Source organism: Bacillus sp. FSL R5-0439 (assembly GCF_038008805.1).
Taxonomy (GTDB): Bacteria; Bacillota; Bacilli; order Bacillales; family Bacillaceae; genus Bacillus; species Bacillus safensis.
Genome location: NZ_JBBOZW010000001.1, coordinates 1,588,593 through 1,612,967 on the forward strand (window position 1 = coordinate 1,588,593; position 24,375 = coordinate 1,612,967).

Consider the following 24,375-nt stretch of genomic DNA (forward strand, 5'->3'; position numbering starts at 1 on the left):
CACGTTGGATGTAAACCAATACTTAGATATCTTTTTAGATGAAAGCAGAGAACACTTACAAACTTGTAATGAAAAACTTCTTGATTTAGAAAAGAACCCAACCGACTTGCAGCTAGTGAATGATATATTCAGAGCAGCTCATACATTGAAAGGCATGAGTGCAACGATGGGCTTTGATGATATGGCTCACTTAACGCATCATTTAGAAAACATGTTTGATGCTATCCGTAATGAACAAATGATTGTCACTCCTGAGTCAATGGATACGATGTTCGAAGCACTCGATCATCTTGAAGCAATGGTTCAATCGATTGCAGAAGGAGGAGACGGGAAACGTGATGTCACTGAGATTAGTAAAAAGCTAGATGTGACAGGAAGCCATGCTGAGGCAGCTTCTAGCGTTGAAACAGCAGATGCATCAGCAGCTGCTAATGACTTAGATTATAACGAATTTGAACGAACGGTTCTTGATGAAGCGAGAGAGCAAGGCTTTAAATGCTATGAACTCAACGTGACATTAAGCGAAGCGTGCTTACTAAAAGCCGTTCGTGTCTATATGATTTTTGAAAGACTAAATGAAGCAGGCGAGGTTGTCAAAACCGTTCCGAATGCAGAGCTGTTAGAATCAGAAGATTTCGAATCAGAATTCAGCATTTCTTATCTTTCTAAACTGCCGATGGACGAAGTGCAGAAAATCGTCACGGCGATCTCAGAGGTTGAGAAGGTTGAGATCTCTGAAGTCTCCGCATTTGATGAAGCAGCTCCGGCTGAAAAACAAGAGGCGCAGCCTGAACAGAAAAAAGAAGAAGTCTCCGTTCCTGCTGCGAAAGCGCCAGCAAATGATGCACCAAAAGCAAATGGCAATAACGGTGCAGCTGCCGGCGGAACAAAAACAATTCGTGTCAACATCGACCGTCTAGATTCTCTAATGAATCTATTTGAAGAACTTGTGATTGATAGAGGCCGATTAGAACAGATTGCCAAAGAACTAGAAAATAACGAACTCACAGACACAGTCGAAAGAATGACACGTATTTCTGGAGACCTGCAATCAATCATCCTGAACATGAGAATGGTACCTGTGGAAACTGTCTTTAACAGATTCCCGCGTATGATTCGTCAATTGACGAAAGAGCTTAATAAGAAAATTGAACTTATTATTGAGGGTGCTGAGACAGAGCTTGATCGAACAGTGATCGACGAGATTGGAGATCCGCTCTTGCACTTACTTAGAAACAGTCTAGATCACGGGATTGAATCACCAGAAGAACGTGTGAAAAAAGGCAAGCCGGAAAAAGGTACGGTTCTATTAAAAGCGTATCATAGCGGAAACCATGTCTTCATTGAAGTAGAGGATGATGGAGGCGGGATTAACCGTAAAAAGGTGCTTGAAAAAGCATTAGAGCGCGGAGTTATTACAGAAAGAGAAGCAGAAACACTTGAAGATCATCAAATTGATTCATTGATCTTTGCAGCAGGATTCTCTACAGCTGACACGATTTCTGACATCTCAGGCCGCGGTGTAGGTCTTGACGTTGTGAAAAACAAGCTGGAATCACTTGGCGGATCTGTGAGTATTAACTCAACAGAGGGACAGGGCTCCCTATTCTCGATCCAGCTTCCGCTGACACTATCGATTATTTCCGTTCTTCTTGTAAAACTGGAAGAGGAAACATTTGCGATTCCGATTTCTTCTATTATTGAAACGGCTGTCATTAAGAAAAGTGACATCCTGCAAACGCATGATCGTGAAGTGATTGATTTCCGCGGATTTATCGTACCGGTCGTGTACTTGAAGAAACAATTCCACGTACCAAATGCGAATGAATTAGAGGAAGAGCTGCACATCATTGTTGTTCGTAAAGGAGACAAGCTGACAGCATTTGTGGTCGATTCATTTATTGGTCAGCAAGAGGTTGTATTGAAATCACTAGGAGATTATCTGCCAAACGTATTTGCGATATCCGGCGCAACGATCCTAGGTGACGGTCAAGTTGCACTCATCGTTGACTGTAATGCACTGATCAAGTAAAAAACAATAGAGGAGCGGTCTGAAATGAGTACAGATATCAAAACTGGCGAAAAGATGATTGTGTTTATCGTAAACAAAAAAGAATACGCCATTTCAGTATCAGAAGTAAAGTCCATTGAAAAATGGCAGCAGCCGACAAGAGTTCCTGGCGTTGCCCCTTATATATGCGGTGTTATTAATTTACGCGGTGTCGTGACACCTGTCATTGACCTGAGAGTCAGACTTGGTTCTACTGACAACGAGATTACAGATGAAACAAGAATGATCATTGTACAAGTTGGTGATATTGAAGTCGGCTGGATTGTTGATGAAGCAAATGATGTCATAACCGTCCATCAGGAAGAAGTAGAATCTTCTCCTGAATCGGCTGAAAAAGAAGGACAGTCATGGGTGACAGGTATTATTAAGCATGATCAGCGTCTTTTCAATATCATTCATGCCGGTGCTGTCCTCGACAAGAGCGTTCAAGGTGCACCTGTTCATTAAGGGGGATGTGAAATGAGCATTTTCAACGAAATTAAAGATGAACAGCTAGATATTTTAGGAGAGGTTGGTAATATCGGGGCAGGCCACGCAGCGTCTGCTCTTGCCAACCTATTGGATCGCAAAATTGATATGGCTGTTCCTTTTGTCAAGGTTCTCTCGTTTGAAGATTTAATGGATTTCTTTGGCGGTGCAGACCTTCCCGTTGCAAGCATTTTCCTGCGAATGGAAGGGGATTTAACCGGGTCAATCTTTTTCATTATGCCGTTTGAGCAAGCGGAGCAATTTGTAAGAGAGCTTGTCCAGGATCCGGCATTTGATATTGATACGATTCATGAACATGAGATGGGGACGTCAGCACTTCATGAACTGGGAAATATTTTAGCGGGCTCTTATCTATCAGCCCTTGCCGATTTAACAAAATTGCAGCTTTACCCAAGTGTTCCAGATGTCACGCTCGATATGTTCGGAGCTGTCATTAGTGAAGGGTTAATGCAATTCAGTCCTCTTGGTGATCAGGCGATTGTGATTGATACATCTATTTTTGATGATCAAAATAAGCAAGAGCTGAAAGGAAATATGTTTCTATTACCAGACTTTGAATCGTTTGAAAAACTATTCAAAGCATTAGGTAACCTATAATGAACGTGCAAATTCCGGCAGTTGTAAAGGTTGGTATTGCGGATGTTCAGCTTGTCAAAACACCGGACCGCATTCGGACATCAGGTCTTGGTTCTTGCGTAGGGCTTGTCTTGTTTGATCAAGAGAAAAAGCTGGCAGGCCTTGTCCATGTTATGCTGCCAGACTCCTCTCTTTCAAAAGGGACGGTGGAGAACTTGGCTAAATATGCAGATACAGGTGTCAAGCATACAATTGATCTGCTCCTAAAAGCAGGCGCACGCAAACATGCGCTAAAGGCAAAACTTGCTGGCGGGGCGGAAATGTTTAAGTTTAAGTCAACCAATGATCTTATGAGAATTGGACCTAGAAACGTTTCAGCTGTGAAAGAACATCTGTCTCTTCATCATATCCCGATTATTAGTGAGGATACAGGCGGAAACAGTGGCCGTACGATTGAATTCGATCCGCTTACGGCAGAGCTTGAGATCCGTACTGTGAAGCAAGGCATTATGAAGATATAACTAAGGAAGTATAGGGGGATAAAGATGCAATCCTTAAATTACGAAGATCAGGCGCTATGGGCTAGATGGAAAGAGTGGAAAGACCCTGCTGCTGGAGATGATCTTATGCGCCGCTATATGCCGCTCGTCACATATCATGTTGGAAGAATTTCCATCGGTCTCCCGAAGTCAGTGCATAAAGAAGACTTGATCAGTCTAGGGATGCTCGGTTTATATGATGCCCTTGAAAAATTTGATCCCGGAAGAGATCTGAAGTTTGATACATATGCATCCTTCAGAATCCGCGGGGCCATCATCGACGGTCTTCGTAAAGAGGACTGGCTGCCTCGTACATCAAGAGAAAAAACAAAAAAAGTAGAAGCGGCTATTGAAAAGCTTGAACAGCGTTATTTGCGTAATGTGACGCCGACAGAGGTGGCTGAGGAACTCGGCATGAGTGAACAAGATGTTGTCACAACGATGAATGAAGGATTCTTTGCAAATCTGCTCTCAATCGATGAGAAGCTGCATGATCAAGAAGACGGAGAAAACGTCCAAGTCATGATTCGCGACGAGAAGTCTGTGACTCCAGAAGAGAAAATGCTGAAAGATGAATTAATTGAACAGCTTTCTGAAAAAATCACTGAGCTTTCAGAAAAAGAAAAGCTCGTGATCAGTCTTTTCTATAAAGAAGAACTGACATTAACGGAAATCGGTCAAGTGCTCAATTTATCTACCTCGCGCATTTCGCAAATTCATTCAAAGGCCTTGTTCAAGCTTAAGCATCTGCTTGATAAAGCCATTCAATCTTAAAGAGTTAGTGAGTGAAAAAATATGTTATGGCTGATTAGCTTCATGCTTCATGCTGCACTTATTTATTTTGTGATTATTTTATATACGAGAATGAATTCGCTGAAGGCAACAGAACAAAAACAGCGAGAACTTCTAGAAGAAACGGAAAATACCCTGGCTGCATTTTTGATGGAAGTCAAAGAAGAGAATGACAAGCTAACAAAAGTGGCAGCCGCTTCCCCTGATTTTTCTGCTGAAGAGCTGAAATCGGATCTTCAGACACCAAAGCAGCCACAACCACCAATTGAATCCCAGCAATCGGTCGAAAGTGAAGATCCCGTACCAGAGCACCTGTCGGCTCTCCTTAGTGAAGTTGAGGTGCAGGAAGAGAAGGTAAACGAACCCGTTCCACCACTTGAAACAGAGGCTTCTCTGCCTTCTGAAAGTGAAATAGAAGAAACATTCGAAAATCAAGTGAAGACCCTATATGATGAAGGGCGGTCACTAGAAGAAATAGCGAAAGAAATGAAAACTGGCAAGACAGAAATCGAGCTTTTATTAAAATTTAGCGGAAAGCTGTAAAGGATTCTTGATTGTCAGTCCATCATGTGTTATATTATTTCTTGGTGTTAAATACACACGCTTAATGATTCGTATGAAGGTGCTGCCGTGGCGCAGTTTTATGTGAACATGACTTAAGCGGAGGAAAAAAAACCATTATATTAGGAGGCAACAAAATGTCAGTTATTTCTATGAAACAATTGCTAGAAGCTGGTGTTCACTTCGGTCACCAAACTCGCCGTTGGAACCCAAAAATGAAGCGTTACATCTTTACAGAGCGTAACGGTATCTACATCATCGACCTTCAAAAAACGGTGAAAAAAGTAGAGGAAGCTTACAACTTCACGAAAAACCTTGCTGCTGACGGAGGAAAAATCCTTTTCGTTGGTACGAAAAAGCAAGCACAAGATTCAGTGAAAGAAGAAGCAATCCGTTCTGGTATGTTCTATGTGAACCAACGCTGGCTTGGTGGAACTTTAACAAACTTTGAAACAATCCAAAAACGTATTAAACGTTTGAAAGATATTGAAAAAATGCAAGAAAACGGTACATTCGAAGTTCTTCCTAAGAAAGAAGTCGTTCAACTGAAAAAAGAATTAGAGCGTCTTGAAAAATTCCTAGGCGGAATCAAAGACATGAAGAGTCTTCCGGATGCACTTTTCATTATCGACCCTCGTAAAGAGCGTATTGCAGTTGCAGAAGCTCGTAAATTGAATATCCCAATCATCGGTATCGTTGACACAAACTGTGATCCAGACGAAATTGATGTTGTGATCCCTGCAAACGATGATGCAATCCGTGCTGTAAAACTTCTAACTGCTAAAATGGCAGATGCAATTCTTGAGTCTAAACAAGGCGAAGAAGAAGCTGTTGTAGAAGAAACGACAGAAACTGAAACAACAACTGCGTAACCTATTCAAAAGGTGATAAGAGGGAAATGCCTTTTATCACCTTTTTTTCACCTAGTAATCCGTGTTTTAACATAGAAGGAGGAAATGTAAAATGGCAATTACTGCTCAATTAGTTAAAGAACTGCGTCAAAAAACTGGTGCAGGTATGATGGACTGTAAAAAAGCGTTAACAGAAACTGATGGTGACATCGAGAAAGCAATCGACCTTCTAAGAGAAAAAGGAATCGCAAAAGCTGCGAAAAAAGCAGACCGTATTGCGGCAGAAGGATTAACTCTTATCAAAACTGACGGCAACACAGGCGTCATTCTAGAAGTGAACTCTGAGACTGATTTCGTTGCGAAAAACGAAGGATTCCAAGCACTTCTTAACGAACTTGCTGATCATTTGCTTGCTGCTAAACCTGCAACAATTGAAGAAGCTCATGCTTCTAAAATGGAAAACGGTTCAACAGTTGAAGAGCATATCACATCTGCAATTGCGAAAATCGGAGAGAAAATCACTCTACGCCGTTTCTCTGTCATCACAAAAGAAGATAATGCTGCATTCGGTTCATACCTGCACATGGGCGGACGTATTGGTGTGTTAGCTGTTCTTAACGGAACAACTGACGAAGAGCTTGCAAGAGACATCGCAATGCACGTTGCAGCTGTAAACCCTAAATACATTTCTCGTGACCAAGTGTCAGAAGAAGAAGCAAACCGTGAGCGTGAAGTATTAACACAGCAAGCGCTTCAAGAAGGAAAGCCTGAAAACATCGTAGCTAAAATGGTAGAAGGCCGTCTAAACAAATTCTTCGAAGAAATTTGCTTACTTGACCAAGCGTTCGTTAAAAACCCAGATGAAAAAGTGAAACAAGTTGTAGCTGCGAAAAACGCAACTGTTCAAACTTATGTTCGCTATGAAGTGGGCGAAGGTATCGAAAAACGTCAAGACAACTTTGCTGAAGAAGTTATGAGCCAAGTGAAAAAATAATGTTTGAAAAGCTCTCTGGGGCTTTTTTAGGGGAGCACAAGCACTGTGTTCCCTATTTTTTAGAGGATATTGATTTACAAAAGGCAGTTTCTTACGCATAATAAGAGACGGTATAGTTTACACTTGGAGGTTATCATGAGCAAACCGAAATATAATCGCATTGTACTGAAGCTAAGTGGCGAAGCACTAGCGGGTGATGCTGGAAATGGAATTAACCCAACTGTCATTCAATCCATTGCAAAGCAAGTAAAAGAAATTGCAGAGCTTGATGTTGAAGTTGCAGTCGTTGTAGGCGGAGGAAACCTTTGGCGCGGAAAGACAGGCAGTGATCTAGGAATGGACCGTGCAACAGCAGACTACATGGGGATGCTGGCAACAGTGATGAACTCACTGGCGTTACAGGACAGCCTAGAAACGCTTGGCATTCAGTCTAGAGTGCAAACCTCTATCGAAATGAGACAGGTTGCAGAACCATACATAAGAAGAAAAGCGATCCGTCATCTTGAGAAGAAACGTGTCGTCATTTTTGCTGCTGGAACAGGTAACCCTTATTTCTCTACAGATACTACGGCAGCACTTCGTGCAGCAGAAATTGAAGCAGATGTCATTTTAATGGCGAAAAATAATGTAGATGGTGTCTACAGTGCTGATCCTCGTACAGATGCGGATGCAGTAAAATATGATAAGCTTTCATATCTTGATGTACTTAAAGAAGGGCTTGCTGTAATGGATTCTACTGCGTCCTCATTATGTATGGACAATGACATTCCATTAATTGTCTTCTCCATTATGGAAGAAGGAAATATTAAACGTGCCGTAAATGGCGAATCAATCGGAACGATCGTGAGGGGGAAATAACGTGTCAAAAGAAGTGTTGAACCAAACGAAAGAAAAAATGGAAAAAGCTGTACAAGCATACGGACGTGAGCTTGCAACTGTTCGTGCAGGCCGTGCAAATGCTTCACTGCTTGATAAAGTGACAGTTGATTATTACGGTGCACAAACACCTCTTAACCAAATTGCGTCAATCACAGTGCCAGAAGCACGTATGCTGATTATCACACCTTACGATAAAACAGCAATCGGTGATATCGAAAAAGCGATCCAAAAGTCTGATCTTGGCATCACGCCAACAAGTGACGGAAATGTGATCCGCATTGCGATTCCTGCGCTGACAGAAGAAAGACGTAAAGAGCTTGTGAAAGTAGTGAAAAAATACTCAGAAGAAGCAAAAGTAGCTGTTCGTAACGTTCGTCGTGATGCAAACGATGATTTGAAAAAGCTTGAGAAAAATGGGGAGATCACTGAAGATGAATTAAGATCATCGACAGAGGATGTCCAAAAATTGACAGATGAATATGTCGCTAAAATTGATGACGTGACGAAAGATAAAGAAAAAGAAATCATGGAAGTTTAAGAAAAAACTATGTACAATAGATAATAGTGAAAAGACCCTCTTCATGTTTACAGGGGGTTTTTTTGTTAATACTGTTGATGACTATATTATTAGCGGGAACGCAACCTTTTTGGGTGATGGAGGAATCTCATGCTCAATATACTCAAAAATTGGAAGAATCAGCAAACAGCAGCTTCCAACTTAGAAAGCCTGACAAAAGAAGACATATTAAATGGAGAAATTCCTGAACATATCGCCATTATCATGGATGGGAACGGAAGATGGGCGAAAAAACGTGCTCTTCCACGGGTAGCAGGTCATCATGAAGGAATGAAAGTCGTCAAGCGCATGACAAAGCTTGCAAATGAGCTGAATGTCAAAGTGCTGACTTTGTATGCTTTCTCTACGGAAAATTGGAAACGTCCAAAACTAGAAGTAGACTTTTTAATGAAACTTCCTGAAGAATTTTTAAACATCTACCTGCCTGAACTCATCGAGGAGAATGTCCGTGTGCGTTTAACAGGTGATCCAGACGGCCTCCCGCAGCATACGAAAAAAGCGGTAGAGAATGCAGTAAAGAGTACGGCAAATAACGACGGACTCGTTTTGAACTTTGCGCTCAACTATGGGGGGCGCACAGAAATCGTCTCCGCATGCAGACAAATTTCTGAAATGGTCAAAGAAGGTAAGCTTCAAGCAGAAGACATCACAGAAGAGATGTTTTCAGCTTATTTAATGACAGAATCTCTTCAAGATCCGGATTTGCTCATTCGCACGAGTGGAGAAATTAGATTAAGCAACTTTATGCTTTGGCAAATTGCTTACAGCGAGTTTGTCTTTACGGATGTGCTTTGGCCTGACTTTTCTGATGAGCACCTTATAGGCGCTATTGGAGAGTACCAGCGCCGCGGCCGGAGGTTCGGTGGAATTTAGAGGGTGGTGCAGATGAAACAAAGAATTTTGACGGGTGTTTTGGCAGCTGCAGTCTTTTTACTTGCTGTTATATATGGACAGATGCCATTTACCCTGCTGATTTATTTAATGGGAAGTGTCGCTCTCTTTGAGCTTTTAAGAATGAAAAAAATCTCGATTTTCAGCTTTCCTGGTATTGTCAGCTTAATATTGCTTTGGCTTTTAATGGGCGGAGACAACAGTTTCTTCCCAAACGTGGACGCATCAAAAATGCAGATTGCTTTATTCGCAGTCTTAATACTTTTAACTTATACAGTTTTGAGCAAAAACTCTTTTACATTCGATGAGGTTGCTTTTGTTGTATTAGCCACATTATATATTGGCGTTAGTTTCTATTATTTTATCCAAATTAGAGGCTTATATGGCATGAGTGCGATCTTCTTCGCAGCAGTGATTATTTGGTCTACTGACTCAGGAGCCTACTTTATTGGGAAATCTATGGGGAAACGAAAGCTTTGGCCTGAAATCAGCCCAAACAAAACAGTAGAAGGATTTATCGGCGGAATCGTCACAGCGGTCGTGTTGTCACTTGTGTTTCAGGCGGTTACAGGATTTTTGCCATCATATCTGCTTGTGATGTTTATTACTCTTTTACTCAGTATCTTTGGACAGCTTGGCGACCTAGTGGAATCTGCTTTAAAGCGTCATTATCACGTGAAGGATTCAGGGACAATTCTCCCTGGCCATGGCGGAATTTTGGACAGGTTTGACAGCTTTTTATTCGTTCTGCCGTTTTTATACTTACTGCTCGCAACGTTTGCCAGCTAACCTCATAGAAACTTATTGAACGAGAGAAGGAGTGGCAATTTGAAATATATTTCGCTATTAGGCGCAACAGGATCAATTGGAGAACAAACGTTAGATGTGATCAGGCAGCACCCGGACAAATTTAAGCTGAAAGCCATGACCTTTGGCAGAAATATAGCAAAAGCGATTCCGATCATTGAGCGCTTTCAGCCTGAATTCGTTGGCTGTGTAGACGAAGAAACCTATCGCATGCTAAAAAATCATTCATTTGCATACGGTGTGAAGCTGGCTGCTGGTGATGAAGCCAACATCGAGGCAGCGACCTATGATGCAGTGGACGTAGTGGTAAATGCACTTGTAGGAAGTGTTGGACTTGTTCCAACATTAAAGGCCATTGAACAAAAAAAGACGATTGCACTCGCAAATAAGGAAACACTTGTAACAGCTGGTCATATAGTAAAAGAGTACGCTAAAACATATGATGTACCTTTACTTCCTGTCGATAGTGAGCATTCCGCTATTTTTCAATGCCTGCAAGGTGAACAAGCTAAAAATATTGAACGCTTAATCGTGACAGCTTCAGGTGGTAGTTTCCGAGATAAAAAACGAACTGAACTTGAAGGTGTTACGGTTGAAGAAGCGCTGAACCACCCGAACTGGTCGATGGGAGCGAAAATCACCATTGATTCAGCGACGATGATGAATAAAGGGCTCGAGGTGATTGAGGCACATTGGTTGTTTGATATCCCTTATGAACAAATTGATGTGCTGCTACATAAAGAGAGCATTATCCATTCGATGGTGGAATTTCACGACAAAAGCGTCATGGCTCAGTTAGGGACACCTGACATGAGAGTGCCTATTCAATATGCACTCACATACCCTGACAGGGCGCCGTTACAAGAAGCGAAATCATTGAACCTTTGGGAGATTGGACAATTGAATTTCCAAAAAGCGGATTTTGACAGGTATCGCTGCTTACATTTTGCTTATGAATCAGGTAAAATAGGAGGGACAATGCCTGCTGTACTTAATGCAGCAAATGAAATAGCAGTCGATGCATTTCTGAAAGGCAAAGTAACGTTCCTGCAAATTGAAGAATTGATTGAAAAGGCACTAATTAGACATCATGTGATTTCAACGCCTAGTTTGCAAGATATCCATGAAGTGGACAAAGATACACGAGACTTTGTTCAATCAATCCTCACATAAGGTGGTATGTTCGTGAATACAGTGATTGCGTTTATTATTATTTTTGGAACGCTCGTTTTTTTCCACGAGCTTGGCCATTTAATTATGGCGCAGCGCGCGGGGATTTTATGCCGCGAGTTCGCAATTGGTTTTGGGCCGAAGATTTTCTCCTTTAAACGAAAGGAAACCGTTTATACCATTAGACTCCTCCCTATTGGCGGATTTGTGAAAATGGCTGGAGAAGACCCAGAAGTCATCGAAATTAAACCAGGTCATACAGTGGGGCTCTTATTCAATGAGCAAAATGAAGTAGAAAAGATCATTTTAAATGATAAAGAAAAATATCCTGATGCACTTGTCATCGAAGTGGAGCAGATCGATTTAGATCATGCCATGAGAATCTCGGGATATGAAGCTGGAAATGAAGATATTCTGACTGGCTACAATGTCAGTCAAACAAGCTTCTATATTGCAGATGGTGAAGAAATTCAAATTGCACCATACAATCGTCAATTTGGTTCAAAAACAGTTTGGCAGCGAATTAAAGCCATCGCAGCTGGACCAATTATGAACTTTATCCTGGCGTATGTGATTTTGGTTGCTTTAGGCTTTATCCAAGGGGTAACCGTTGATGATCCTGTACTCGGTAAGCTGACAAAAGATGGACGAGCGGCGGAAGCTGGACTGATGCAGGGAGATCACATCGTGTCCATTAACGGCGAGAAAATGAATTCTTGGACAGACGTCGTTCAAACAGTTCAAAAGAACCCTGAGAAAAAAATGAATGTCGTCATTGACCGAGACGGCAAAGAAAGTACTGTGCAGGTTGTACCAGAAGCTGTGAAAGCTGACGGAAAAAGCATTGGCCGTTTCGGATCATATCCGCCAACGGAAAATGGATTTTTGAAAGTCATTTCATCTTCAGGCACAACTGTCATTTCAACGGCAGGTCTGATCTTAACGAACTTGCAAAAAATTGTCACAGGACAATTTTCACTAGATATGTTAGCAGGTCCTGTTGGAATTTATGACATGACAGGAGAAGTAGCCAAACAAGGTGTGTTAACATTAATGCAGTTTGCGGCGTTCCTCAGTATCAACCTAGGCATCGTGAATTTGTTACCGATTCCTGCATTAGACGGAGGACGTTTACTATTCTTATTTGTTGAAGCCATTCGCGGTAAACCAATTAATCGTGAGAAAGAAGCACTTGTTGTCTTTATTGGTGTTGCTTTCCTCATGCTGTTAATGTTAGTGGTAACGTGGAATGACATCCAGCGGTTATTTTTATAAAAACCATTCTCTCTTGTTTCTCATTCCGGGAAACAAGAGTTTTTGTGAGAAGTCCTATTTCATAAATGAGGTGTAACGACATGAGACAATCCCTGACTTTCATTCCAACTCTTCGAGAGGTGCCGGCAGATGCTGAGGCAAAAAGCCATCAACTCTTAGTAAGAGCTGGATTTATTAGACAAAATACAAGTGGAATCTATCATTATCTGCCGCTTGCGCATAAAGTCATTCAGCATATTCAATCCATCGTCCGCAAGGAAATGGAAAAGGCAGGCGCAGCTGAGCTGTTAATGCCAGTGCTTCAGCAGGCAGAAATGTGGCAAGAGTCAGGAAGATGGTATACATACGGTCCAGAACTGATGCGTATGAAGGATCGCCATGGCCGCGAATTTGCGCTTGGTCCAACCCATGAAGAAGTGATTACATCACTAGTACGCAGCGAAGTGAAATCGTATAAGAAGCTACCTTTAACTCTATATCAAATTCAATCAAAATTCCGTGATGAACAGAGACCACGCTTTGGACTGCTGCGCGGACGTGAATTTATTATGAAGGATGCATACTCATTCCATTCTTCACCAGAAAGCCTTGACGAGACATACAACAAAATGTTTACAGCTTACTCTAATGTGTTCTCAAAAGTGGGTCTCAACTTTAGACCAGTCATTGCAGATTCTGGGGCAATGGGCGGAAAAGATACACATGAGTTCATGGCACTCTCAGAGGTCGGAGAGGATACCATCGCTTATTCTGATACTTCCTCATATGCTGCAAACATTGAAATGGCTGAGGCTGTATATCACGGAGAAGAAGCAAATCCTGTGGACTTCAAAGAGCTTGAAAAAGTCCACACGCCGCAAGCGAAAACAATTCAAGATGTGGCTGGATTATTAGAAGTTGATCCTTCTGCATGCATGAAATCTGTTTTGTTTAAAGCAGACGATGCGTATGTTCTCATCCTTACTAGAGGCGATCATGAAGTAAATGATGTGAAAGTGAAAAACTTAGTAGGAGCACAGCTTGTTGAACTAGCATCACGCGAAGAAGTGCTAGAAGTCATTGGAACTGAGCCTGGATTTGTTGGACCTGTTAAACTGGAAGCAGAAGTCGATATTTATGCGGACCTTGCTGTGAAGGGAATGACAAATGCAGTCGCTGGTGCAAATGAAGCGGATTATCACTATGTCAATGTCAACCCTGCACGTGATGTGTCAGTGAAAGAATTCACAGATCTTCGCTTGATTCAAGAAGGAGATGTTTCTCCAGACGGGGAAGGCACCATCCAGTTTGCAAAAGGGATTGAAGTAGGACAAGTCTTTAAACTCGGCACTCGTTATTCTGAGTCAATGGATGCAACGTACCTTGATGAGAATGGACGGGCGCAGCCAATGATTATGGGCTGCTATGGCATCGGCATCTCTAGAACTCTTTCAGCGATTGTTGAACAGCATCATGATGAGAAAGGAATCATTTGGCCGGAAACAGTGGCACCATATGACCTTCACCTTCTTGCATTAAATATGAAAAACGATGCGCAAAAAGAACTGGCTGAAACGTTGTACGAGCGCTTAGAAGATGAAGGCTTTGACGTACTTTTCGATGACCGCCAGGAGCGTGCAGGAGTGAAATTTGCAGACAGTGATTTAATTGGACTGCCAATTCGCATTAGCTGCGGTAAACGTTCAGAAGAAGGTATTGTTGAAGTGAAGTTTAGAAAATCAGGTGAATCACATGAAGTATCTGTTGATGATCTGATTTCATTTATACGCCAAGCATAAAACGAACAAAAAAATGAAGGTACCTCCTGTAGAAAAGAGGTACCTTTCTGATTGACAAAAGGAGGGTCCTGTCTTGGATGAACAATTACCGATCACACGGCGGCAATTTCATATATTACTCAATCAGATTCAAATGACAGATGATGACCTCAGTCGTTACTTTGAAGAAGGAGAAATCGTCAAATTGACGGTGCACAAAGCGACGAAAACATGGCATTTCCTTTTTAAATTTAAGGCTCTTTTGCCTTACAAAGTATACGCCATGTTTCTCAGCAGACTGACAAATGCATTTTCTCATATTGCACAAATTACTTGTACGATTGAAGTGAGTGATCCGCACATCTCTGAAGATCTCGTACAATCGTACTGGTCACATTGTGTGGAAGAACTTCAAGGAATTTCTCCCCCAATCATCAGTTTGCTTCAGCAGCAAAAACCATCGCTGTCTGGCCATAAAATCATCATTAAAACGAAAAGCGAAACAGAGGCACTCGCTATTAAGAAGAAGTACAGCCCGATGCTCCAGGCCGCATTTAAACAAGTAGGTTTTCCAGAGCTGCAATTCGATACAGAAATTTTTGTATCAGATCAAGAGATTCAGAAGTTCAGAGAACAAAAGCTTGCTGAAGATCAAGAAAGAGCCATGCAAGCCCTCACTGAGATGGAGAAGAAAGAAAGTGAGGAGCAGGATGAAGCTCCATCAGGCCCTCTGATGATTGGCTATCAAATCAAAGACAATGAAGAAATTCGTACGCTTGACAGTATCATGGACGAGGAAAGAAGAATCACCGTTCAAGGCTACGTATTCGATGCAGAAACGCGTGAGCTGAAAAGCGGGAGAACGCTTTGTATCTTTAAGATCACTGATTATACAAATAGTATATTGATCAAAATGTTTGCAAGAGAAAAAGAAGATGCTCAGCTGATGAAATCATTGAAAAAAGGCATGTGGGTGAAAGCAAGAGGAAGCATTCAAAATGATACGTTTGTCAGAGATCTTGTCATGATCGCTAATGATGTCAATGAAATGAAACCGCAGCTGAAAGAAGATACAGCACCTGAGGGTGAAAAGCGTGTGGAGCTTCATTTACATTCACCTATGAGCCAAATGGATGCTGTCACTGGCATCGGCAGGCTTGTTGAACAAGCAAAAAAATGGGGACATGAAGCCATTGCCCTGACAGATCATGCCGTTGTACAATCCTTCCCGGATGCGTATGCAGCAAGTAAAAAGCATGGCATCAAAATGATGTACGGTGTGGAAATCAATTTAGTGGACGACGGGGTACCGATTGCATATAACCCAGAGCACCGCTTGTTAGAGGATGCGACATATGTCGTATTTGACGTAGAGACAACTGGACTTTCAGCCGTTTATGACACGATCATTGAGCTGGCAGCAGTGAAAATCAAAGGCGGGGAAATCATTGACCGCTTTGAGGCGTTTGCAAATCCCCATCACCCGTTATCAGCGACAACCATCGAATTAACAGGTATCACCGATGATATGGTGAGAGATGCACCAGATGTCGTCGACGTCGTACGGGATTTCAAAGAATGGATTGGACAAGATATTCTTGTTGCGCACAATGCGAGCTTTGATATGGGCTTTTTAAATGCAGCGTATAAACGCCTCTTAAAAACAGATAAAGCGTCAAACCCTGTCATTGATACACTTGAACTTGGCCGTTTCCTTTACCCAGAATTTAAAAATCACCGGCTGAACACCCTCTGTAAAAAGTTTGATATTGAACTAACGCAGCATCACCGGGCGATTTATGATGCAGAGGCGACAGGCTATCTCATGCTGAAGATGCTAAAAGATGCGGCTGAAAAAGAGATTGCCTATCACGATCAATTGAATGAAAACATGGGGCAGTCGAATGCTTACCAGCGCTCACGTCCTTACCATGCAACTTTGATTGCTCAAAATGAGACAGGTCTTAAGAATTTATTTAAGCTTGTTTCACTTTCTCATATTCATTATTTCTACCGTGTCCCGCGTATTCCACGCTCCCAGCTTGAGAAATATCGAGAAGGTTTAATTGTTGGGTCTGCTTGTGATAAGGGTGAGGTATTTGAAGGAATGATGCAAAAGTCACCTGATGAGGTGGAAGACATTGCAGCATTTTATGACTATTTAGAGGTACATCCGCCAGAAGTGTATCAGCACCTGCTGCAGCTTGAGCTAGTTCGAGATGAACGTGCGTTAAAAGAAATCATCACAAACATTGTCAAACTTGGCGAAAAGCTGAATAAACCAGTTGTGGCGACTGGGAATGTACATTACCTGCATCCAGAAGACAAAATTTATCGTAAAATCTTAATTTCATCACAAGGTGGAGCGAATCCGCTGAACCGACATGAACTGCCAAAAGTTCATTTTAGAACGACAGATGAAATGCTTGAAGCGTTCTCCTTCCTAGGAGACGAAAAAGCGAAAGAGATCGTCGTAACAAATACGCAAAAAGTATCTGAGATGGTCGAAAGCATTAAACCTATCAAAGATGATCTTTACACACCAAAAATTGAAGGTGCAGATGAAGAAATACGGGAAATGAGCTATCAAATGGCGCGCAGTATCTACGGAGATGACCTGCCGAAAATCGTAGAAGACCGCATTGAGAAAGAATTAAAAAGTATTATCGGTCATGGTTTCGCCGTTATTTACTTAATCTCTCATAAGCTCGTAAAAAAATCACTTGATGATGGATATCTTGTTGGTTCAAGGGGATCTGTCGGATCATCTCTTGTTGCGACATTAACAGAGATTACTGAAGTAAATCCACTTGCACCTCATTATGTATGCCCAAGCTGTAAGCACTCTGAGTTCTTTAATGACGGATCTGTTGGTTCAGGCTTTGACCTTCCAGATAAAGACTGTCCTGAATGTGGAACGCCGTATAAAAAAGACGGACATGATATTCCGTTTGAAACGTTCTTAGGTTTTAAAGGAGACAAAGTCCCTGATATTGACTTGAACTTCTCAGGTGAATATCAGCCGATAGCGCATAACTATACGAAAGAGTTGTTCGGAGAAGAGTATGTATACCGAGCAGGGACGATTGGTACCGTTGCAGAAAAAACAGCATACGGTTACGTGAAAGGCTATGCAGGGGATCATAACCTTCATATGAGAGGTGCTGAAATCGACCGGCTTGTACAAGGCTGTACAGGGGTAAAACGGACAACGGGCCAGCATCCAGGCGGGATTATCGTTGTGCCGGATTATATGGACATTTACGATTTCTCACCTATTCAATACCCAGCAGATGCGACAGGTTCTGATTGGAAGACGACACATTTTGATTTCCATTCGATTCACGATAACTTGCTCAAGCTGGATATTCTTGGGCACGATGATCCAACGGTCATTCGTATGCTTCAAGATTTAAGCGGAATCGATCCAAAAACGATTCCAACAGATGACCCTGAAGTCATGAAGATTTTCCAAGGGACAGAGCCGCTAGGTGTAACAGAAGAGCAAATAGGCTGTAAAACAGGTACACTCGGTATCCCGGAATTTGGAACAAGATTTGTTCGGCAAATGCTAGAGGATACAAAACCAACGACCTTCTCAGAGCTTGTTCAGATTTCTGGACTCTCACACGGTACGGATGTATGGCTCGGAAACGCACAAGAGCTCATTCACAATAAAACGTGTGAACTAAGTGAAGTCATTGGGTGCCGTGATGATATTATGGTCTATCTCATCTATCAAGGCTTAGAGCCGTCACTTGCCTTTAAAATCATGGAATCTGTTCGTAAAGGAAAGGGACTTCCTCCTGAATGGGAAGAAGAAATGAAGAATAATAATGTACCAAACTGGTATATTGATTCTTGTAAAAAGATCAAATACATGTTCCCTAAAGCCCACGCGGCTGCTTATGTATTGATGGCTGTTCGTATTGCTTATTTCAAGGTGCATCATGCACTCCTGTACTATGCGGCTTACTTTACCGTTCGTGCGGATGACTTTGATATTGAAACGATGACAAAAGGATCGAATGCGATTCGAGCCGTTATGGATGATATTAATTCAAAAGGTTTAGATGCATCACCGAAAGAAAAGAACCTATTAACTGTACTAGAGCTTGCCCTTGAAATGTGCGAAAGAGGCTACCATTTCAAAAAAGTTGACCTCTATCGCTCAAGTGCAACAGAGTTTATCATTGATGGAGACGGACTAATTCCACCATTCAACTCGATCCCTGGACTCGGAACAAACGTTGCGTTAAATATTGTTCGCGCGCGGCAAGATGGGGAATTCCTTTCAAAAGAAGATTTACAAAAGCGTGGAAAAGTCTCAAAGACTATTCTTGAGTATTTAGATCGTCAAGGCTGTTTAGAAGCACTTCCTGATCAAAATCAGCTTTCTTTATTCTAATGTGATGAATAAGAGCGCCCTTAAAAGGGCGTTCTTTTCTATGTATACAATAATATTATTATGTTAACTAATAAAGATTTTTCATCAACTGGAATTATTTTCATATCCATTCATATATCTTGATTTAGCGTGATGTTTTAAGAGAAGAGATTGTATGTCATTCTTTCTACCCAAATAGAGCTCAAAAGAGAATTTCGCCGTCTGAAATGTTCTTAAGCGACATATGATCATTCTGGGTACAGTCAGAAGGAGAATCAAGAGAAAACTTCGATGAGCGTAAAGCTGATTGCTGTTTACTATGCTTATTTTTGAAACATATTTGATTCTTTTCAAAACTGTACAGATCACGAAACGAAGTATCAAAAGGAGGCGGTGCGTCTATTGATCAATGTTTCACTAAAAAGAAGGGGTGAGCAATAGAGAAATGGCATCTTACAACTATGTAGAGGTTTTACAAAAATCCATGCTTTTTTATGAAGCGCAGCGGTCAGGCCGGCTTCCGGAAAACAATCGTCTTAACTGGCGGGGAGATTCTGGGCTAGAGGACGGGAAGGATGTTGGGCATGATTTAACTGGCGGCTGGTATGATGCAGGAGATCATGTGAAATTTGGACTTCCGATGGCTTATTCAGCAGCCGTGCTTGCATGGACAGTATATGAATACCGGGAAGCTTATGAAGAGGCGGAGCTGCTTGATGAGATACTAGATCAAATCAAGTGGGCAACGGATTATTTTTTGAAAGCACATACGGGCCCGAATGAATTTTGGGCGCAAGTAGGTGATGGAAATGCTGATCATGCTTGGTGGGGACCAGCAGAAGTGATGCCGATGAACCGGCCAGCTTTTAAAATTGATGAACATTGTCCTGGAACAGAAGTAGCTGCACAAACTGCGGCGGCTTTAGCAGCAGGTTCTATCATTTTTAAAGAAACAGATGCGTCTTATGCGGCAAAGCTTTTGACGCACGCTAAACAGCTATATGCATTTGCTGACAAGTATCGCGGCAAATATTCAGATTGTGTCACCAATGCGCAGCCATTTTACAACTCCTGGAGCGGCTATGTTGACGAACTGATTTGGGGCGGAATCTGGCTGTACTTGGCGACAAATGAAGAAACTTATTTAAACCAAGCATTAAAAGCGGTAGAGGAATGGCCGGAGGATTGGGATTATACGTTTACCATGTCATGGGACAATACTTTTTTTGCTTCACAAATCTTACTTGCAAGAATCACGAAAGAGAACAGATTTATAGAATCCACTGAGCGCAATCTTGATTACTGGACCACAGGCCTCGTTCAAAATGGAAAAGTAGAAAGAATCACCTATACGCCTGGTGGTTTGGCATGGCTAGATCAATGGGGTTCACTTCGTTATGCCGCCAATGCAGCATTTTTAGCCTTTGTTTATGCTGATTGGGTATCTGATCAAGAAAAGAAGAATCGATACCAATCGTTTGCGATCAAGCAAACTCACTATATGTTAGGTGATAATCCGCTGAATAGAAGCTACGTCGTTGGGTTTGGCCAGAATCCGCCGAAGCACCCGCACCATCGTACTGCACATGGCTCATGGTCTAACCAGCTGACAATCCCTCCAAATCACCGGCACACACTTTATGGAGCGCTTGTTGGAGGTCCTAATGCACAGGATCAATATGACGATGACATCTCTGATTATATATCTAACGAAGTGGCGACTGATTATAATGCCGCCTTTACTGGAAATATCGCCAAAATGGTGCAGCTCTTTGGTCAAGGCCAATCAAAGCTGCCAAATTTCCCGCCTAAAGAACAGGTGGAGGATGAGTTCTTTGTAGAGGCAGCTGTGATGCATAACGATACAACATCTACTCAAGTGAAAGCAGTGCTGTACAACAGGTCCGGCTGGCCGGCAAGAACCAGTCAAACACTCTCCTTCAGATATTACGTTAATCTGAGCGAGGTCTTTGCAAAGGGATTGACTGAAAAGGATATTCAGGTGACAGCAGCCTACAATGAAGGCGCTTCCTTATCGCCTTTAAAGGTATATGACGCATCAGCTCGCGTCTATTTTGCAGAAATTGATTTTACCGGCGTAGCTATTTCTCCTAGAGGAGAATCTGAGCATAAGAAGGAAATACAATTTCGAATATCTGCTCCAAATGGATCGAATATATGGGATGCCTCAAATGATTATTCCTATCAAGGATTAACATCCACTATGCAAAAAACAACGAAGATTCCTGTCTTTGACGATGGTGCTTTAGTATTTGGCACACTTCCAGACAAATAAAAATCAACGATTTTATTGAAAGGGTGAAGGTCTTGTCAAATAAAGAACGGTTTTTAACGCTTTATCATCAAATCAAAAGCGATGCGAATGGATATTTTTCACCAGAAGGAATTCCGTATCATTCAATCGAGACGCTCATTTGCGAAGCGCCTGATTACGGACATATGACAACTTCAGAAGCGTATAGCTATTGGCTATGGCTTGAGGTACTGTACGGACATTACACAGGGGATTGGAGCAAATTAGAGGCAGCTTGGGACAATATGGAGAAGTACATCATCCCAGTCAATGAAGATGGACATGATGAGCAGCCGCATATGAATGCTTATAATCCGTCCAGTCCAGCCACATATGCAGCAGAGAAACCATTTCCGGATCAATACCCAAGCCAATTAACCGGTGCCCGTCCTGCTGGTCAAGATCCAATTGATGGTGAATTAAAATCAACCTATGGATCGAATGAAACGTATTTAATGCACTGGCTCCTTGACGTAGATAACTGGTATGGCTATGGGAACTTGCTCAACCCATCACATACAGCCGCATATGTGAACACATTCCAGCGTGGTCCACAGGAATCTGTATGGGAGTCCATCCCTCATCCATCACAAGACGATAAATCTTTTGGTAAGCCGAATGAAGGCTTTATGAGCTTGTTCACAAAAGAAAATCAAGCTCCAGCTGCTCAGTGGCGTTATACGAATGCAACAGATGCTGATGCACGTGCGATACAAGCGATGTATTGGGCGAAGGAGCTCGGCTATAATCAGTCAGCTTATCTTGATAAAGCGAAAAAAATGGGGGATTTCCTTCGTTACGGCATGTACGATAAATATTTTCAAACGATTGGAAGCGGGAAGCAGGGGAATCCGTATCCTGGAAACGGAAAGGGTGCCTGTCATTACTTAATGGCTTGGTATACCTCTTGGGGCGGAGGACTTGGGGAGTATGCAAACTGGTCATGGCGTATTGGAGCGAGCCATTGTCATCAGGGATATCAAAATCCTGTCGCTGCTTATGCTTTATCCTCAGATAAAGGAGGCTTAAAGCCATCTTCTGCTACCGGGGCAAGCGATTGGGAAAAAACTTTAAAGAGACAGCTTGAATTTTACGTATGGCTTCAATCGAAAGAAGGAGCCATAGCAGGAGGCGCAACCAATAGCTGGAATGGAGACTATAGCGCTTATCCGGCGGGAAGAAGTACTTTTTACGATATGGCATATGAAGATGCGCCTGTTTACCTTGATCCACCATCAAATAACTGGTTTGGAATGCAGGCGTGGCCAATGGAGCGCGTAGCAGAGCTTTATTATATTTTTGTCAAAGATGGCGACAAAACATCTGAAAATGTCCAAATGGCCAAATCTGCCATAACAAAATGGGTCAACTATGCATTAGATTATATTTTTATCGGCAGCCGTCCTGTGTCGGATGAAGAGGGTTATTTCTTAGATGAGCAAGGACAGAGAATTCTAGGAGGAACAAATGTTTCGGTTGCTACAACAAGTGCGCCTGGAGAGTTTTGGCTACCTGGAAATATTGCTTGGAGCGGACAGCCTGATACTTGGAATGGATTCCAGTCTGCAACAGGAAATCCAAATTTAACAGCTGTCACAAAAGATCCAACTCAGGATACAGGCGTATTAGGGAGTCTTGCCAAAGCTTTGATTTTCTTTGCTGCAGCCACAAAGCTGGAAACAGGTGATTATACAGCGCTTGGTGCAAGAGCGAAAGATGCAGCCGCGCAGCTTCTAGAGGTTGCATGGAATTACAATGATGGCGTCGGCATAGTGACCGAGGAAGATAGAGAAGACTATGACCGTTTCTTTAGAAAAGAAGTGTATTTTCCAAATGGATGGAACGGGACATTTGGTCAAGGAAATCAGATTCCTGGAGCCAGCACCGTTCCTTCTGACCCGCAGCGAGGAGGGAATGGGGTCTATACGAGTTTTGCTGACCTTCGTCCGAAGATTAAACAAGATCCAGCGTGGTCTTCACTCGAAAGTAAATATCAGTCTTCATTTAATGAAGCTACAGGCAAATGGGAGAATGGCGCACCAGTTTTCACTTATCACCGCTTCTGGTCTCAAGTGGATATGGCCACTGCCTATGCTGAATATCATCGTCTGATCAACTAAGAGATCAAAGGTCAAATTCAAGCTGTCGGCTTCTAGCCGGCAGTTTGAATAGAAAATATCAAGAATCCAATGAAGATAAGGGTGAGTTTATATGGTCAAAGAAAGAAGTTTTCTTCATCATTCATTCAATAGGGGCGAAAATGGACAGGACAGTCTGATGTGGAAAAAAGAGGCGGATGATCGAATCTCAGAGCATAGACAAAGAGATCTTGTGATCAACGTAACAAACGGTGAAAAAAAGCCAATAGCAGGTATAGAGGTTGAAATAAAGCAAATCAGACATGAATTCGCCTTTGGTTCAGCGATGAATGATCAAGTGTTATTTAATCAACAATATGCTGATTTTTTCGTGAAGTATTTTAATTGGGCTGTTTTTGAAAATGAGGCAAAATGGTATGCGAATGAGCCACAAAGAGGGAGAATCACCTACGAAAAAGCAGATGCGATGCTGAATTTTGCAGATCGACATCAGCTTTCAGTGAGAGGGCACGCTTTGTTTTGGGAGGTAGAGGATGCGAATCCAAGCTGGCTAAGGTCACTGCCAAATCATGAAGTATATGAAGCCATGAAAAACCGGCTTGAGCATGCGGGCAATCACTTTAAGGGAAGGTTCCGTCATTGGGATGTAAACAATGAAATGATGCATGGTTCATTTTTTAAAGATCGCTTTGGGAAAAATATTTGGAAGTGGATGTATGAAGAAACGAAAAAAATTGACCCTCAAGCACTATTGTTTGTGAATGATTATAATGTGATCTCATATGGTGAACACCATGCCTATAAAGCGCATATCAATGAACTGCGTCAGTTAGGCGCACCTATTGAGGCGATTGGGGTTCAAGGCCATTTTGAAGAACGGGTCGATCCAGTCATTGTCAAAGAGAGACTCGATGTGCTTGCTGAGCTAGGTCTTCCAATATGGGTCACAGAGTACGATTCGGTTCACCCTGACCCTAATCGAAGAGCGGATAACCTGGAAGCTTTATATCGCGTCGCATTTAGTCATCCAGCCGTAAAAGGAGTGCTGATGTGGGGATTTTGGGCAGGAGCCCATTGGAGAGGGGAAAATGCAGCCATCGTGAATTATGATTGGTCTTTAAATGAAGCAGGAAGACGTTATGAAAAGCTTCTAAATGAGTGGACGACCCAAAGAATTGAAAAAACAGATGCTAATGGCCATGTGAGATGTCCAGCATTTCACGGAACATATGAGGTTCGAATCGGTAAAGAAAGTAAAATGTTGAAACAGCAGACGATTGAACTTGATTCAAATGAACAAACACCGTTTCAACTAGACGTGATCCTGCCTCAAGAAGGATAGAGAT

At 42.2% G+C, this 24,375-nt stretch carries 19 protein-coding genes; all 19 read left to right on the forward strand.

What is annotated here, in order from left to right; genetic code table 11:
* Positions 1-4: 4 nt before the first annotated feature.
* The 19 genes from NST59_RS08050 to NST59_RS08140 all read left to right on the forward strand — a co-directional run bounded on the left by NST59_RS08050 (position 5) and on the right by NST59_RS08140 (position 24,371).
* On the forward strand, positions 5-2,032 hold the full coding sequence (locus NST59_RS08050) for a chemotaxis protein CheA (RefSeq protein WP_039178565.1): 2,028 nt from the start codon (positions 5-7) through the stop codon (positions 2,030-2,032).
* 24 nt (positions 2,033-2,056) lie between these two features.
* On the forward strand, positions 2,057-2,518 hold the full coding sequence (locus NST59_RS08055) for a chemotaxis protein CheW (protein WP_024424157.1): 462 nt from the start codon (positions 2,057-2,059) through the stop codon (positions 2,516-2,518).
* A 12-nt stretch (positions 2,519-2,530) separates the two neighbouring features.
* Complete coding sequence (locus NST59_RS08060) at positions 2,531-3,157, forward strand: chemotaxis protein CheC (RefSeq protein WP_024424156.1); 627 nt, start codon at positions 2,531-2,533, stop codon at positions 3,155-3,157.
* Complete coding sequence (locus NST59_RS08065) at positions 3,157-3,657, forward strand: chemotaxis protein CheD (RefSeq protein ID WP_039178568.1); 501 nt, start codon at positions 3,157-3,159, stop codon at positions 3,655-3,657. Before NST59_RS08060 ends, NST59_RS08065 begins: the two co-directional genes overlap by 1 nt.
* Positions 3,658-3,681: 24 nt before the next feature.
* Positions 3,682-4,449 carry a FliA/WhiG family RNA polymerase sigma factor gene (locus tag NST59_RS08070; RefSeq protein WP_024424154.1) on the forward strand — a complete coding sequence of 256 codons (768 nt, stop codon included), beginning with the start codon at positions 3,682-3,684 and terminating at the stop codon, positions 4,447-4,449.
* A 21-nt stretch (positions 4,450-4,470) separates the two neighbouring features.
* Positions 4,471-5,010, forward strand: a complete 540-nt coding sequence (locus NST59_RS08075; RefSeq protein WP_064498448.1) for a hypothetical protein — start codon at positions 4,471-4,473, stop codon at positions 5,008-5,010.
* 155 nt (positions 5,011-5,165) lie between these two features.
* Positions 5,166-5,900: a 30S ribosomal protein S2 gene (gene rpsB / locus NST59_RS08080; RefSeq protein ID WP_024426991.1), complete on the forward strand. Its 735-nt coding sequence runs from the start codon at positions 5,166-5,168 to the stop codon at positions 5,898-5,900.
* Between the two features lie 91 nt (positions 5,901-5,991).
* Positions 5,992-6,873, forward strand: a complete 882-nt coding sequence (tsf, locus tag NST59_RS08085) for a translation elongation factor Ts (RefSeq protein ID WP_034281801.1) — start codon at positions 5,992-5,994, stop codon at positions 6,871-6,873.
* Between the two features lie 135 nt (positions 6,874-7,008).
* The gene (gene pyrH, locus NST59_RS08090; protein WP_008344767.1) at positions 7,009-7,731 is read left to right on the forward strand and encodes a UMP kinase; all 723 of its coding nucleotides are present in this window, start codon (positions 7,009-7,011) and stop codon (positions 7,729-7,731) included.
* A 1-nt stretch (position 7,732) separates the two neighbouring features.
* Positions 7,733-8,290, forward strand: coding sequence for a ribosome recycling factor (gene frr, locus NST59_RS08095; RefSeq protein ID WP_024424150.1), 558 nt, complete (start codon positions 7,733-7,735; stop codon positions 8,288-8,290).
* Between the two features lie 129 nt (positions 8,291-8,419).
* Entirely contained in the window at positions 8,420-9,202 is a 783-nt protein-coding gene (locus tag NST59_RS08100) for an isoprenyl transferase (protein ID WP_039178577.1), read from the forward strand.
* A gap of 12 nt (positions 9,203-9,214) precedes the next feature.
* Positions 9,215-10,009 (forward strand): phosphatidate cytidylyltransferase, encoded by a 795-nt coding sequence (locus NST59_RS08105; RefSeq protein ID WP_024424148.1) that lies wholly within the window; start codon positions 9,215-9,217, stop codon positions 10,007-10,009.
* 39 nt (positions 10,010-10,048) lie between these two features.
* A complete protein-coding gene (gene dxr / locus NST59_RS08110) occupies positions 10,049-11,200 on the forward strand; it encodes a 1-deoxy-D-xylulose-5-phosphate reductoisomerase (protein ID WP_039178581.1) in 1,152 nt (383 codons plus the stop codon).
* 6 nt (positions 11,201-11,206) lie between these two features.
* Entirely contained in the window at positions 11,207-12,472 is a 1,266-nt protein-coding gene (rseP, locus tag NST59_RS08115; RefSeq protein WP_087975441.1) for an RIP metalloprotease RseP, read from the forward strand.
* Between the two features lie 80 nt (positions 12,473-12,552).
* The gene (locus tag NST59_RS08120) at positions 12,553-14,250 is read left to right on the forward strand and encodes a proline--tRNA ligase (RefSeq protein ID WP_144490545.1); all 1,698 of its coding nucleotides are present in this window, start codon (positions 12,553-12,555) and stop codon (positions 14,248-14,250) included.
* Positions 14,251-14,323: 73 nt separating this feature from the next.
* Entirely contained in the window at positions 14,324-18,637 is a 4,314-nt protein-coding gene (locus NST59_RS08125) for a PolC-type DNA polymerase III (RefSeq protein WP_106025191.1), read from the forward strand.
* Between the two features lie 424 nt (positions 18,638-19,061).
* Complete coding sequence (locus tag NST59_RS08130; RefSeq protein ID WP_039178590.1) at positions 19,062-20,912, forward strand: glycoside hydrolase family 9 protein; 1,851 nt, start codon at positions 19,062-19,064, stop codon at positions 20,910-20,912.
* A 32-nt stretch (positions 20,913-20,944) separates the two neighbouring features.
* Positions 20,945-23,050: a glycoside hydrolase family 48 protein gene (locus tag NST59_RS08135; RefSeq protein ID WP_047202176.1), complete on the forward strand. Its 2,106-nt coding sequence runs from the start codon at positions 20,945-20,947 to the stop codon at positions 23,048-23,050.
* 91 nt (positions 23,051-23,141) lie between these two features.
* The gene (locus NST59_RS08140; protein WP_144490543.1) at positions 23,142-24,371 is read left to right on the forward strand and encodes an endo-1,4-beta-xylanase; all 1,230 of its coding nucleotides are present in this window, start codon (positions 23,142-23,144) and stop codon (positions 24,369-24,371) included.
* Positions 24,372-24,375: the final 4 nt, after the last annotated feature.